The organism is Streptomyces luomodiensis, assembly GCF_031679605.1.
Lineage (GTDB): Bacteria > Actinomycetota > Actinomycetes > Streptomycetales > Streptomycetaceae > Streptomyces > Streptomyces luomodiensis.
Genome location: NZ_CP117522.1, coordinates 6028750 through 6042462, shown reverse-complemented (window position 1 = coordinate 6042462; position 13713 = coordinate 6028750). Strand labels below are relative to the sequence as shown.

Annotated in this window: 13 protein-coding genes; 6 read left to right on the top strand and 7 right to left on the bottom strand. The window is 71.2% G+C overall.

Translation table 11 applies throughout. The annotated features are described in order from the left end of the window. Nucleotides 1-33: 33 nt before the first annotated feature. The 6 genes from sepX to galU form a co-directional block, all read right to left on the bottom strand. Entirely contained in the window at nucleotides 34-1263 is a 1230-nt protein-coding gene (gene sepX / locus PS467_RS25365) for a divisome protein SepX/GlpR (protein ID WP_311037169.1), read from the bottom strand. A gap of 142 nt (nucleotides 1264-1405) precedes the next feature. Further along, a complete protein-coding gene (locus PS467_RS25360; RefSeq protein ID WP_268977095.1) occupies nucleotides 1406-2029 on the bottom strand; it encodes a GNAT family N-acetyltransferase in 624 nt (207 codons plus the stop codon). Beyond that, nucleotides 2026-2592, bottom strand: a complete 567-nt coding sequence (locus PS467_RS25355) for a MogA/MoaB family molybdenum cofactor biosynthesis protein (protein WP_311037168.1) — start codon at nucleotides 2590-2592, stop codon at nucleotides 2026-2028. The genes PS467_RS25360 and PS467_RS25355 overlap by 4 nt, the downstream gene beginning before the upstream one ends. Continuing rightward, nucleotides 2589-3071 (bottom strand): cyclic pyranopterin monophosphate synthase MoaC, encoded by a 483-nt coding sequence (gene moaC / locus PS467_RS25350; RefSeq protein ID WP_268973988.1) that lies wholly within the window; start codon nucleotides 3069-3071, stop codon nucleotides 2589-2591. The genes PS467_RS25355 and moaC overlap by 4 nt, the downstream gene beginning before the upstream one ends. A gap of 65 nt (nucleotides 3072-3136) precedes the next feature. Beyond that, a complete protein-coding gene (gene glp, locus PS467_RS25345; protein ID WP_311037167.1) occupies nucleotides 3137-4456 on the bottom strand; it encodes a molybdotransferase-like divisome protein Glp in 1320 nt (439 codons plus the stop codon). Nucleotides 4457-4460: 4 nt separating this feature from the next. After that, nucleotides 4461-5363 carry a UTP--glucose-1-phosphate uridylyltransferase GalU gene (galU, locus tag PS467_RS25340; protein ID WP_268973986.1) on the bottom strand — a complete coding sequence of 301 codons (903 nt, stop codon included), beginning with the start codon at nucleotides 5361-5363 and terminating at the stop codon, nucleotides 4461-4463. A gap of 85 nt (nucleotides 5364-5448) precedes the next feature. Between galU and PS467_RS25335 the strand changes: the two genes are divergently transcribed. Then, nucleotides 5449-6048, top strand: a complete 600-nt coding sequence (locus PS467_RS25335; RefSeq protein WP_311039950.1) for a 5-formyltetrahydrofolate cyclo-ligase — start codon at nucleotides 5449-5451, stop codon at nucleotides 6046-6048. 155 nt (nucleotides 6049-6203) lie between these two features. Here PS467_RS25335 and PS467_RS25330 read toward each other — a convergent pair whose 3' ends face one another. Continuing rightward, nucleotides 6204-8972: a penicillin acylase family protein gene (locus PS467_RS25330; RefSeq protein ID WP_311037166.1), complete on the bottom strand. Its 2769-nt coding sequence runs from the start codon at nucleotides 8970-8972 to the stop codon at nucleotides 6204-6206. A gap of 235 nt (nucleotides 8973-9207) precedes the next feature. Between PS467_RS25330 and PS467_RS25325 the strand changes: the two genes are divergently transcribed. The 5 genes from PS467_RS25325 to mscL all read left to right on the top strand — a co-directional run bounded on the left by PS467_RS25325 (nucleotide 9208) and on the right by mscL (nucleotide 13709). Beyond that, a complete protein-coding gene (locus PS467_RS25325; protein WP_311037165.1) occupies nucleotides 9208-10713 on the top strand; it encodes a potassium/proton antiporter in 1506 nt (501 codons plus the stop codon). Between the two features lie 146 nt (nucleotides 10714-10859). Further along, nucleotides 10860-11231: an FmdB family zinc ribbon protein gene (locus PS467_RS25320; protein ID WP_311037164.1), complete on the top strand. Its 372-nt coding sequence runs from the start codon at nucleotides 10860-10862 to the stop codon at nucleotides 11229-11231. 98 nt (nucleotides 11232-11329) lie between these two features. Then, nucleotides 11330-12175 (top strand): S-methyl-5'-thioadenosine phosphorylase, encoded by an 846-nt coding sequence (locus PS467_RS25315; protein ID WP_311037163.1) that lies wholly within the window; start codon nucleotides 11330-11332, stop codon nucleotides 12173-12175. A 388-nt stretch (nucleotides 12176-12563) separates the two neighbouring features. Beyond that, entirely contained in the window at nucleotides 12564-13109 is a 546-nt protein-coding gene (locus tag PS467_RS25310; RefSeq protein WP_311037162.1) for an RcpC/CpaB family pilus assembly protein, read from the top strand. Nucleotides 13110-13217: 108 nt separating this feature from the next. Further along, nucleotides 13218-13709 carry a large conductance mechanosensitive channel protein MscL gene (gene mscL, locus PS467_RS25305; RefSeq protein ID WP_268973980.1) on the top strand — a complete coding sequence of 164 codons (492 nt, stop codon included), beginning with the start codon at nucleotides 13218-13220 and terminating at the stop codon, nucleotides 13707-13709. Nucleotides 13710-13713: the final 4 nt, after the last annotated feature.

The following is a 13713-nucleotide window of genomic DNA, read 5'->3' as shown; positions in this document are numbered from 1 at the left end:
TAATCCGTTCCCCGCTGGTCAGTGAAGGGCCCGTCACTCGTTGGCGGCGCGCGGCCGGTCCTCGTCGGCGTACTGGTCGAAGAGGGGGGTGCGGCCGCGGTCGCGGGCGCCGCGGGGTGGGGTGGCGACCGGGTCCGGGGCGGGGGCGGGGTCCTGGGCCGAGGTGGGGTCGACGGTGCTGGAGCGGGCGGAGCTCCAGGCGTCGGGGGCGGCCAGGTCGACGCTGCCGGTGGCGCGCGGGGCGACGGGCGCGGTGACGTAGGTGGGCAGCGGGACGGGCACCGGCTCCCAGCCCTCCCCGGCGGCCGGGCCCCGCTCGCGCTCGCGCTCCTGGTCCACCCACTCCGCGTGGTCGGTCTGCTCGACCAGCGCGCGGCGCCCGGCCGCGTGCGGGGAGGGCGCCGGTGCGGGCGCGGGCTCGGCCTCGGCGGGGGCGGGCGGGTCGGCGGGGCCGTCGTCGGCGGAGGGGGCCTCGGCGGGCGGATGGGTCCGCGGACGGCGCTCACGCAGCCGCTGCGCGGCCTGCTCGGCGTGGCGCTGGTCCATGGTGAAGGCGAAGCGGCGGCGCTCCTGGGCGCGGAGGTAGGCGATATAGGCGCTGAGCAGTATGGCCGGGATGCCCGGGGCCCACAGGAAGGCGAGGCCGCCGACGGCCGCGACGATGGCGCCGAGGGTGAAGGCGAGGAAGAGGAGCACGGTGGTGCGGCGGCGGCGTGCGAGCACTCGCGCGCGCCGTCCGCGGTCCAGCGCGCTCCAGCCGCCACCGCTCGCGCGGACCGCACCGGCCGCGCCGGCCCCGCCGCGCGCACCGCCCGTACCGGCCCCGCCACGGGCACCGCCCGCACTCCCGGCCGCCGGTGCCGACGCCGCCTCGGCGGGGGTGTCGGCGCCCATGGAGACGGGTGCGCGCAGAGTTACGGGCTCGGCGAAGGCCCGGACGTCGATCGCGTCGGTCACCGCTTCCGGATCGGCCGCGTAGCGCCCCGGCTCGGCGGGGGCGCCTCCCGTGGCGGGGGCGTCCGCGCCCTCGGCGGTGCGCTCCGCGAGGTCATCCGTCGGGTTCCCGGGGCGCCTGAGGTCCGCACGGCTCTTGGCGTAACGGCGCTCCATGCCCGCCCGTCCGGACAGCAGCCGGATGGCGGTGCTGAAGCGTTCCGTCGGACGGGCCTCATTGAGCTCGTCCTGCCTACGAAGCCACATCGGCACCAAATAGGCGGCCCAGGCCCCGACGATGACTGCGTAGATGAGGCCACTGCTGCTCACGCTCACACGGTAGAGGGGTCCGCATGAGGCCATCTGCCAATTGGCGCGGTGTGTCGCACGATCTGGCTGATATCTCGATAGTTTTTTGTGATTGTTGGTATGACCAGGTTGGAAATGTTCTCCCGTTAATCGAACAAGCATTTTATTTCTGTGATGCGCCTGGTCGCGTCCGGTGCCACCGCTCCAGGAGCCCCTCGGACAGTTCCTCCACCGTGAGCGCGTAGACCAGGTGGTCGCGCCATGCGCCGTCGATGTGGAGATAGCGCGGCCGCAGCCCTTCCTGGCGGAATCCGAGTTTCTCCACCACCCGGCGGCTGGGCAGGTTCTCGGGCCGGATGCACACCTCGATGCGGTGCAGTCCGATGGTGCGGAAGCAGTGGTCGACGGCGAGCGCGACCGAGGTCGGCATCACTCCGCGCCCGGCCACCGCCTGGTCGATCCAGTAGCCGACATGGCCGGAGCACATCGACCCCCAGGTGATCCCGGCGACCGTCAACTGCCCGGCCAGCCGCCCCTGGTACTCGATGACGAACGGCAGCATCCGTCCGGCGTGCGCCTCGGCCCGCAGATGGCGGACCATCTGCCGGAAGGTCGGCCGGTGGGTGACGGGGCCGCCCGGCGGAGGCGGCGGGATGGTCGCCTCCCAGGGCCGCAGCCACTCCCGGTTGCGCTGGTTGACCTCACGCCAGGGACGCTGGTCGCGCAGCTTTATGGGGCGGAGGACCGTGTCTCCGTCCGCCAGCACGACCGGCCAGGGGGCGTTCAGCGTGCGCTCCCGGCCGGCCCCGAGCGATCGGCGACACCGGCCGGGTCGGCGGCACCGGCCTGGCCGGCGGGTCTGCGGTGGTCCCCGCCGTGGATCTGGTCGACCGCGTGGACCAGGAGGCGGCCGAGCACCGTAAGGCCGTCACGCACCCCTCCGGTGGAGCCGGGCAGATTGACGACCAGGGTCGTGCCGGCGACCCCGGCCAGCCCCCGGGAGAGCGCGGCGGTGGGCACCTTGGCGAGCCCCTCGGCCCGGATGGCCTCCGCGATCCCGGGGATCTCGTAGTCCAGGACGCGGCGGGTGGCCTCCGGGGTGCGGTCGGTGGGGGTGAGGCCGGTGCCCCCGGTGGTCACCACGACGTCGTACGAGGCCGCCACGGCGTCCCGCAGGGCGGCCTCCACCGGATCGCCGTCGGGTACCACCCGCGGGCCGTCCACGGCGAAGCCGAGGGCGGCCAGGCCCTCGGCGATCAGCGGGCCCCCGGTGTCGGCGTAGACCCCGGCGGCGGCGCGGTTGGAGGCGGTGACGACCAGGGCGCGGCGCGGCGCCGCTGAGCCGCTCATGCCCGGCTCCACTCGCCGGACTTGCCGCCCGTCTTCTCGTCCACCCGTACGTCGGTGATGACGGCCCCCTTGTCGACGGCCTTGACCATGTCGATCACCGTCAGCGCGGCGACCGAGACCGCCGTCAGGGCCTCCATCTCCACGCCCGTGCGGTCCGTGGTCTTCACGGTGGCGGTGATCTCGACGGCGTCATCGGCGACCTCGAGGTCCACCGTGACGCCCGACACCGCGAGCGGATGACACAGCGGGATCAGGTCCGGGGTCCGCTTGGCGCCCATGATGCCCGCGATCCGGGCGGTGGCGAGGGCGTCGCCCTTGGGGAGGCCCTCGCCGCGCAGCAGTTCCACGACGCGCGGCGCGACGAGTACGCGGCCGCTCGCCCGGGCGGTGCGCGCGGTGACGTCCTTGGCTGAGACGTCGACCATGCGCGCGGCACCAGACGGGTCGAGATGGGTGAGATGGTCCTGGGCGCTGCTCATGGTTCTCCCGGTCCGGGCCAGGTGGCTCCTGTGTGGGACGACACCGTACCCGCCGTGCCCGGCGGCTAGGCCAGCAGGACGACGTCCACCTCGGCGCCGGGGGCTACCTCGGCGACGCCTTCGGGGACGACGATCAGCGCATTGGCGTGGGCCATGGCCTTGATCAGGTGCGATCCCGCACCGCCCACCGGGGTGACGGTGGCCGGGCCGTCGGTCGTGGCGGGCTCGTACCAGCCGCGCAGGAACTGGCGTCGGTCCCTGGGCGAGGAGGCGACGCCCTGGGGGCAGACCGCCTGCTCGACGGTGCGGTGGATGTCGTCGCCGCCCAGCAGGGTGCGGATGGCGGGGCGCACGAAGAGCTCGAAGGAGACGTACGAGCTCACCGGATTGCCGGGCAGGGCGATCAGCGGGGTGTTCTCCGGACCGACGAGGCCGAAGCCCTGGGGCTTGCCGGGCTGCATGGCGAGCTTGCGGAAGTGGACCTCGTGCATCGCCTCCTTGACCACGTCGTACGCGCCGACGCTGACCCCGCCGCTGGTGACGACGATGTCGGCGCGGACCAGCTGGTCCTCGACGGCGGCGCGCAGCGTGGCGGCGTCGTCGGCCACCGCGCCCACCCGGTAGGCGATCGCGCCGGCCTCCCGGGCGGCGGCGGTGAGCTGGAAGCTGTTGGAGTCGTGGATCCGGCCGGGGCCCGCCTCCTCGCCCGGCTGGACCAGCTCACTGCCGGTGGAGAGCACGACCACCCGCGGCCGGGGCCGCACCTTCACCGTGGCGCGGCCGAGCGCGGCCAGCAGCCCGATCTGCGGCGCCCCCAGGACCGTGCCGGCGCGCAGCGCGAGCTCGCCCGCGTCCGCGTCGCTGCCCCGGGTGCGGATGTGCCGGCCCTCCGTCGCCGGGCGGAAGACGCGCACCCTGCCGCTTCCGCCGTGGGGGTCCGAGCCGCGTGCGGGCATATGGGTGACCGGCCCGCTGTCGAGGCCGCCGTCGGTCCACTCGACGGGGACGACGGCCTGGCCGCCGGGCGGGATCGGGGCACCGGTCATGATCCGGGCCGCCTCGCCGGGGCCCACGACGGGCAGGTCACCGCTGCCCGCCGCGATGTCGCCGATGACGGTCAGCACCGCGGGATGGTCCTCGGTCGCGGCCGCGACGTCAGCCGTACGGACGGCATAGCCGTCCATGGAGCTGTTGTCGAAGGGCGGAAGCGCGCCGGGGACGGTGACGTCCTCCACCAGGACGCAGCCCTGGGCGTCGAGCAACTGCAGCTCGATGGGCTCCAGCGGGTGGACGTGCCCGAGGATGTCGTCGAGGTGCTCGGCCACCGTCCAGACCCGGTCCTGGTCCGGGCCGCGATCGGCGGCCCGTGCTGCGGTGCTGCTCAAGGTGCTACATCTCCTCGGTGACGTACCTGCGAAGCCATTCCCGGAACTCCGGGCCCAGGTCTTCACGTTCGCACGCGAGTCTGACAATGGCACGCAGATAGTCGCCACGATCGCCTGTGTCGTAGCGGCGCCCCTTGAAGACGACGCCGTGCACCGGGCCGCCGAGGTCCGGACTGGAGGCTAGCGCCTGTAGGGCGTCGGTGAGCTGGATCTCGCCACCGCGGCCCGGCTCGGTCTCGCGCAGCACCCCGAAGACGGCCGGGTCGAGCACGTAGCGGCCGATGACGGCGTAGTTGCTGGGCGCGTCGGCGGGGTCGGGCTTCTCGATCAGGCCGGTGACCTGGACGACGTCGTCGTCCACTGTCGGTTTGACCGCCGCGCAGCCGTAGAGGTGGATCTGGGCCGGGTCCACCTCCATCAGGGCGATGACGCTGCCGCCGTGCCGCTCCTGGACGTCGACCATACGGGCCAGAAGCGGGTCGCGGGCATCGATGAGGTCGTCGCCGAGGAGGACGGCAAAGGGCTGGTCACCGACGTGCGGGGCGGCACAGAGCACGGCGTGCCCGAGGCCCTTGGGGTCGCCTTGGCGGACATAGTGCATGGTCGCCAGGTCGCTGGACTCCTGGACGCGGGCGAGTCGGGTCTCGTCGCCCTTGCGGACCAGGACCTCTTCGAGCTCGTAGTTGCGGTCGAAGTGGTCCTCCAGGGGCCGCTTGTTACGGCCGGTGACCATCAGAACGTCGGACAGCCCGGCGGTGACGGCTTCCTCGACGACGTACTGGATCGCCGGCTTGTCGACAACCGGCAGCATCTCCTTGGGGGTGGCCTTGGTGGCCGGAAGAAAGCGGGTTCCGAGGCCCGCGGCAGGGATGACAGCCTTGCTGATCCGAGTACGCGATTGAGTCATGTACCGAACCCTATCCGGTGCCTTTGGGGCAAATGATGAGTATTCGGTGAATATGGCATGAGACAGGGAGATTGCGCACCCAGTGATCAACACCGACGCTAGTAAGCACGCATTGCGGAAACGTCACCTGGCGGTGAGGTCCAGGTTGACGGCGGATGACATCGAGAAGGCCGGCACCGCTCTGGCGTGTCGCGCCCTGGAGCTCCCCGAGATCGCCAAGGCGGCCACCGTGGCGGCCTATGTGTCCATGGGGAGCGAGCCCGGCACGCGCGCCCTGAGGGAGGCTCTGCGCGCCCGCGGGGTCCGGGTACTGCTTCCGGTGCTGCGCGCGGACAACGATCTCGACTGGGGCGAGGACGAGGGGCCCGATCGGCTGACGCCCGCCCGGCGCGGCCTGCTGGAGCCCGAGGGGCCGCGGCTCGGCCCCGAGGCGGTCACCCGGGCGGACGTGGTGCTGCTGCCCGGCCTCGCGGTGGACCGGCGCGGGATGCGGCTGGGCCGCGGCGGCGGCTCGTACGACCGGGTGCTGGCCCGGCTGGCGGAGGCGGGCGCCGATCCGGCGCTGGTGGTGCTGCTGTACGACGGTGAGCTGCTGGACGAGGTGCCCGAGGAGGGCCACGACCGGCCGGTGCACGCGGCGGTGACCCCGTCGGGCCTCCACCGCTTCACGCCGCGGCCCCGCTGAGGGCGCCCGGAGGCGCCTCCCGGCGGGGCCGCGAGGGTTGGCGGGCACCGGGGACCGGCCGGGGGCGCGAACGCCCCTCAGACGGCCACCGGGCCCTTCGGGGCCCGACGGGGGCCCTGGGGGTAAGGCGTCGAGTTCCACGGAGCTCAGCCGCGCTACGGGGTGAGCGCGAGCTCGTCGTCGGTCGACTTGTCCACGGCGCTCTTGCTGAACGCCCAGGGCAGCAGCTCGCCCTTCGCCCACTTCTCGGTCTGGTCCGTGTAGTGCGCGTTGTAGGCGTGGCCGGAGGCGCCGGTGAGGTTGATCCAGCGCGACTTGTCGAGGTTGTCGAGGTTGACGACCATGCGCATCGAGGGGACCCAGGTGACGTCGTAGCCGCCGGCCGCGTTCCATCCGGTGGCGTTGACGGCCGCCTCGCCGCCGGAGAGGTTCCAGGGCCCCCGGTTGAGGAGCCACTGCACCACGCCGGGGCCGTCGGTGCCCAGGGTCTGGTTCTTCAGCGTCAGCCGGTGCAGCCGGCCCCAGCTCCAGCTGTCGATGTCCTTGCCCAGCTTGGCGGTGAGCTCGGAGCGCGCGGCCCGCATGGCCTGCGCGAGCAGCTCGTCGCGGTTGGTGGCGCCGGGCTTGTTGCGGGTGCCCTCCGTCTTCCACCAGTTGTTCTTCGGGTCCTTGATGATGTTGCGCACGACCTCGTACCAGCGGTCACCGCCGTCGGGCTGGGCCATGTCGGGGGCGCGCTTACCGCATTCGCGCACCAGCCGGGTGTTGCCGTTCAGGTCCTCCAGCGGACCGGAGTCGTCGGCCGGGCGTACCCGCAGGCACTCACCCTCGACCCGCAGCTCCTTGGGGAGCTTGTCGCCGAAGGCCAGCTTGAGGGTGTTGCGCCAGACGGCGTTGAAGTACGCGGCGGCCGCCGAGTCCGAGTCCTGGGTGTAGTCCCAGCTCTCCAGCAGCTTCTGCGCCTCGCGTACGTAGTCGTCCTTGATGTTGATCTTCAGCAGATAGGGCGTCAGCAGCTTGGCGATCTCGCTGCTGTTGTCCATCTGCATGGACTGCATGTCGTCCGTGGAGATCTTCCCGCCATCCTTGATCTTCGACTCGATGAGGTCGGCGATGCGCTGGCTCCGCGCGCCGTACCCCCAGTCGTCGGTCAGCGGATACGGGTAGGTCTTCTCGTCTATGACGGCCTGGTTGGCGGTGACGATGTAGCCGCGGTCGGGGTTGAGCTCCCAGGGCAGCGCCGACTGCGGGATGTACTTGCTCCACTTGTAGCGCGAGTCCCAGCCGGGCGCCGGGTAGCGGCCGTCGCCCTTGGAGCGCACCGGGATCTGGCCGGGCGCCTGGTAGCCGATGTTGCCCTCGGTGTCGGCGTAGATGAGGTTCTGGGAGGGGACCGCGAAGTCGCGGGCCGCCTTACGGAAGTCCTGGAAGTTCTTGGCCGCGTCGAGCCCGAAGACCGCGTCCATGGTGTTGGACGGGGTGAGCGCGGTCCACTTCAGCGCCACCGCGTAGCCGTCGCCGCGGTCGGGAGCCACGTCATCGGCGCCGCTGCCGACCGGGGCGCTCTTGCCGACGGAGGTGAGCTCGTCGTCGCGGTCGGAGACGATCGGGCCGTTGTTGGTGGTGCGGACGGTGATCGTACGGCTCTTGCCGCCGGCGACCTTGATGGTCTCCTCACGCGTGGTGAACGGGACCTGCTTGCCGTCGTAGAGGTAGCTGTCGGCGGTGACCTTCTCCAGGTACAGGTCGCTGACGTCGGCGCCGAGGTTGGTCATGCCCCAGCTGATGTTCTGGTTGTGGCCTATGACCACACCGGGCATACCGGCGAAGGTGAAGCCCGCCGTGTCGTACGGACAGGCGCTGGTGACCTGCTTGCAGTGCAGCCCCATCTGGTACCAGACGGACGGCAGCTGGGGCGCCAGATGCGGGTCGTTGGCGAGCAGCGGCTTACCGGTGGTCGTGTACTTGCCGGAGACGACCCACGAGTTGGAGCCGATACCGGTCCCGTTCGGGCCGAGCAGCGCCGGGACGTCGTCCAGGGTCTTGGAGAGCGAGGACAGCTGGGTCTGCAGTCCCTGCGTGGCGCCGGTGGCCCCTCCGTCCACCGTGCCGTTACCGCCCGTGGAGCTCGTCGATCCGGTCGGCGTGGCCTCGGGGTCGAACTCGTCGGTGAGCTCGTCGACGGCGCCGCCCTGGACGATCGGCTTGTTCCGGCTGTACGGGTAGGCCGGGTAGAGCTCTTCTATCTGCTTGGCGCTGAGCCTGCTGGAGGCCAGGGCGCGATCCACCTCGTCCTGCATGTTGCCGCGCAGGTCCCAGGCCATCGCCTTGAGCCAGGCCACCGAGTCGACCGGGGTCCACTTCTCGGGCTTGTAGCCGTCGTTCTTGAAGTCCAGGGCCGCGTACTCGACGGACAGCTCCTCGCCCTGGTGGTCCTTGAGGTAGGCGTTGACGCCGTCGGAGTAGGCCCGCAGATACTTCTTGGTGGTGGACGACAACTTGGTGTCGTACTCCTGCTGGGCCACCCGGTGCCAGCCCAGGGTGCGCAGGAACGCGTCGGTCTCCACCTGGCTGGAACCGAACATCTCCGAGAGCCGGCCGGCCGTCATATGACGGCGGACGTCCATCTCCCAGAAGCGGTCCTGGGCCTGGACGAATCCCTGGGCGCGGAAGAGGTCCTCGGGGGTGCCGGCGTAGATCTGAGGTATCCCATAGCCGTCACGCTTGACCTGCACGGGGCCGTCCAACCCCTTGAGCTGAAGCGATCCCGTGGTCTCCGGGAATGAGGCACGAACTGTACTGACGCTCCAGTACGCGCCGTAGCCGACGCCCCCGACGAGCAGCAGCACGACTGCGATCACGATCAGGCGGAGACGTCGGCTCTTCTTCTTTTTGGGAGAAGAGCCGGTTGTGTTGGCGGGCATCGCTGTCCTTCGAGGGGCAGGGTGATCCTGGAGTGCTGGAGCAACCATAGGCGCAGCGCTGTCGCCACCCCTACGCGGAGTCATGACTGACGCCATCCACCGGCCACTGGCCGGGCTTCTACACCGGCGGCGAAGACTTCTTGCGGAAGGCTCGCGTCAAGATCCCGTAAAATGTTAGATAAGGCAATGAAGTTCCGGTCGGCCGGGAACCCTTCGCAGCGTTTCCGCCGCTCCCGTGAGAAAGGCTCGGCCCCTGACTGTTCACCACCTCAATGAATTGCTGCTGATCTGCTCGCTCGTCCTGCTCGTCGCGGTGGCGGCCGTAAGGGTCTCCTCGCGCAGCGGCCTGCCCACGCTGCTGATCTACCTCGGGATGGGCGTCGCCATCGGCACGGACGGCATCGGCGTCACCTTCAACGACGCCGCGCTAACGCAGAACATCGGCTATGCCGCGCTCGTCGTCATCCTGGCCGAAGGCGGTCTGGGCACGAAGTGGAGCGAGATCAAACCCGCACTGCCGACGGCCGCCGTACTGTCCACCGCGGGCGTCGCGGTGAGCGTAGGGGTCACCGCGGCCGCGGCGCACTATGTGGTGGGACTGGGCTGGCAGCAGGCACTGATCATCGGTGCGGTGGTGTCGTCCACGGACGCGGCCGCGGTCTTCTCGGTGCTGCGCACAGTGCCGCTGCCCAAACGGCTCACGGGCGTCCTGGAGGCCGAGTCCGGCTTCAACGACGCCCCCGTGGTGATCCTGGTCGTCGCCTTCTCCAGCCAGGGCCCCATGGAGTCCTGGTACGCCCTGGTCGGCACGATCGCCCTGGAGCTGGCGATCGGCGCGGCGGCCGGCCTGGCGATCGGGTGGCTGGGGGCCTACGGTCTGCGGCACGTGGCACTGCCCGCCTCGGGCCTGTACCCGATCGCGGTGGTCGCCATCGCGGTGACCGCCTACGCGGGTGGTGCCCTGGCGCACGGGTCCGGCTTCCTCTCGGTCTACCTCGCCACGCTGCTGATGGGCAACGCACGGCTGCCGCACTGGCCGGCGACGCGCGGCTTCGCCGAGGGGCTGGGCTGGATCGCCCAGATCGGAATGTTCATCCTGCTCGGGCTGCTGGTCACCCCGCATGAGCTGGGCGATGACATCTGGCCCGCCCTCGCCGTCGGGCTGGTGCTGACCGTGGTGGCCCGGCCGGTATCGGTGCTGGTCAGCACGGCGCCGTTCCGGATGCCCTGGCGGGAGAAGGCGCTGCTGTCCTGGGCCGGGCTGCGCGGTGCGGTGCCGATCGTGCTGGCGACCATCCCGATGGTCAACGACGTGCCCGGCAGCCGCCGGATCTTCAACATCGTCTTCGTGCTGGTGATCGTCTACACCCTGGTCCAGGGGCCGACGCTGCCCTGGCTCGCCCCCCGGCTGCGGCTTGAGGAGGCCGAGCCCGCCGACCTGGGCATCGAGTCGGCGCCGCTGGAACGGCTGCGCGGGCATCTGCTGTCGGTGTCGATCCCCCAGGCGTCCAAGATGCACGGGGTCGAGATCGGCGAGCTGCGGCTGCCCCCCGGATCCGCCGTCACCCTGGTCGTCCGGGACGGGGCCAGCTTCGTGCCGCTGCCCTCGACCGTGCTGCGGCGCGGTGACGAACTGCTGGTGGTGGCCACGGACCCGGTGCGCGACGCGGCGGAACGGCGACTACGGGCGGTGGCCCGGGGCGGCAAGCTGGCGGGCTGGCTGGGCATGGGAGCGGGGTGACGAGCACCGGGGACGGCAGCCGGAGCCGCGCCGGACGGAGGTGGGCTCGATCACCGTGGGCCCCGCCGCAGTGGACTGACGCGCGGGAATACTGCACTATGGACCGTCGTTAGCACTCATTGAGTGAGAGTGCCAGGAGGAAGAACGTGCCGACCTACCAGTACCAGTGCACCGAGTGCGGCGAGGGCCTCGAGGCGGTGCAGAAGTTCACCGACGACGCGCTCACCGAGTGCCCGAACTGCAAGGGACGCCTGAAGAAGGTGTTCTCGGCGGTCGGCATCGTGTTCAAGGGCTCCGGCTTCTACCGGAACGACAGCCGCTCCTCCTCCAGCAGCACGAGCGGCGGTTCGAGCAAGCCGGCGGCGAAGAGCGACAGCTCCAGTTCGTCGTCCTCTTCGTCCTCGTCCTCCTCGGATTCCTCATCCTCGTCCTCCTCCTCGACGCCTTCGTCTTCGTCCTCGTCGTCTTCGGCGTCCTCGACGTCCTCGACGTCCTCGACGTCGAGCTCGGCCGCCTGATCCGGCCACCCGCTCTTGGGCTTCACCGACGCCCCGCCGCCCCCTCCGGGAGGCGGCGGGGTGTCGTTCGCGCTCATGCGGCTGGCTAGGGTGACCACATGGTCGAGACCAGCAGGCAAGCAGACATAGGGGTCATCGGGGGTTCGGGGTTCTATACGTTCCTCGACGATGTGACTGAGATCACCGTGGAGACCCCCTATGGGGCGCCGAGCGATTCGCTCGTCCTCGGCGACATCGAGGGACGGCGGGTCGCCTTCCTCCCGCGGCACGGCCGCAAGCACCACCTGCCGCCGCACCGCATCAACTACCGCGCCAACCTCTGGGCCTTGCGCTCGCTCGGGGTGCGGCAGGTCCTCGGCCCCTGCGCGGTGGGCGGGCTGCGGCCGGAGTACGGGCCGGGGACACTGCTCGTCCCGGACCAGCTGGTGGACCGTACGAAGGGGCGCACGCAGACGTTCTTCGACGGTGAGCCGCTGCCGGACGGACGGGTGCCGAACGTGGTGCACACCACCTTCGCCGACCCGTACTGCCCGGTGGGACGGAAGGCGGCCGTGGACGCGGCACGCGGACGCGGCTGGGAGCCGGTGGACGGCGGGACCATGTGCGTGGTCGAGGGACCGCGCTTCTCCACCCGGGCCGAATCGCGCTGGCATGCGGCACAGGGCTGGTCGGTGGTCGGCATGACGGGCCACCCGGAAGCGGTGCTCGCTCGTGAACTGGGGCTCTGCTACACCTCGTTGACGCTCGTCACCGATCTGGACGCGGGCGTGGAGACCGGCGAGGGCGTCACCCACACCGAGGTGCTGAAGGTCTTCGGGGAGAATGTGGGCCGACTGCGTGAGGTGCTCTTCGACGCGGTGGGCAGGCTGCCGGAGAACTCCGCGCGGGACTGCCTGTGCACGCATGCCCATGACGGCTGGGACCTGGGGATAGAGCTTCCGTAGGGGACAGCCGCGTCCGGGGCGGCGGCTCGGTACGGGCGGCTGGTGCCTGCGGGCACGACTCGCGGTGGGGTCGGTGCCGGACGGGCCGGTGCCGGACGGGGCCGGTGCCGGACGAGGTGGGTGCCGGATGGGGCCGGTGTCAGTCGGGGCGGGTGTCGCTTGAGGCGAGCGCCACGGGCGGGTGTCCCTCGCTCGGGTGACCGGGTTGTCCACAGCCCGGCGGCCGTCCACAGGCCCGAGCGGGGTCGGGCGGAGACGGGCATGGTGAGGGAGCCAGAAGCACCCGGTCCCTCACGGCAGGCGGTGATGTGCCATGTCCCATCCGTCCCCCACTCTCGCGTTACCCCGCTCCGCTCCCCCGGCCCGTGCGGTGCCACGCTTCGCTCCGGTGCGCACGGGGCGTGACGGCGGATTCCGGCTCGGACGGGCCATGCGGCGGCGGCGCCGCGCGATGGCGGCGGGGCTGGCGCTGACGGCCGCCGCACTCGCCGCTGCGGCACCCTCCGACAAGGGGCACACGGACGCGGTGTCCTCGCGAGCGCCCGCCCCGGCGCGCGAGGACCCGCGCGGTGCGCCGCGCCCGGTCATGGTGTCAGCGCCGGTCCGGATCGCGGACGCGGCGGCGGTGCGGCTGCTGCACCCCGGCGACCGGGTGGATGTGCTGGCCACGCCGCTTCCGGACGCCGCGCGCACCCAGTCGTCCGGTTCCGCGGCGCGGGTGGTCGCGCGTGGGGTCCGGGTGGCCGAAGTGCCGGGAGCCCGCGGATCCCGGGGCATCCGCACGGCGGACGACGGAGACGACGGCGGGCCGTTCGGCGAAGGGGCGGACGGCGGCGGGGCGTTGGTGGTGCTGACAGTGCCGCGAGCGGACGCCACCGCGCTCGCCGGGGCCGCGGCCGGCTCCCGATTGGCGGTGACGCTGTGCCGCTGCTGACTCACCCGGCTCTCCTGATTCCCCTTTCACCTGCGGGTGTAGGTTGCGGAACCGTCCGCTCCAGCACCGACGCGGCGAAAGAGAGACAGTGGGTTGAGTCAAGAGAAGGTGACCGAGGAGAAGCAGAGCGTCATGGAAGGGTTCAAAGCCTTCCTGATGCGCGGCAATGTGATCGATCTGGCCGTCGCGGTCGTCATCGGAGCCGCCTTCACCGCCGTCGTGAACTCGATAGTGAAGGGCTTCATCAATCCCATAGTCGGAGCATTCGGCACGAAGGATCTCGAGAAGTACCGCTCCTGTCTCAAGGCGCCCTGCGAGACCAACGCCACGGGCGATGTCGTCCACGGCATACCGATCCTGTGGGGAAGCGTGCTGTCAGCCGTGCTGACCTTCCTGATCACAGCGGCGGTGGTGTACTTCCTGATGGTGCTGCCGATGTCGCGCTATCTGGCGCGGAAGGCCGCCAAGGATGCGAAGGTGGAGGAGGAGCAGGCCGTCGCGGAGGCCGAGGAGATCATTCTGCTGCGCCAGATCCGCGACGAGCTGGTGGCGCGGCGCGGCGCCGCCCACGGCGGTGGTGGCAGCGGCTCCAGCGCCTAGGGAC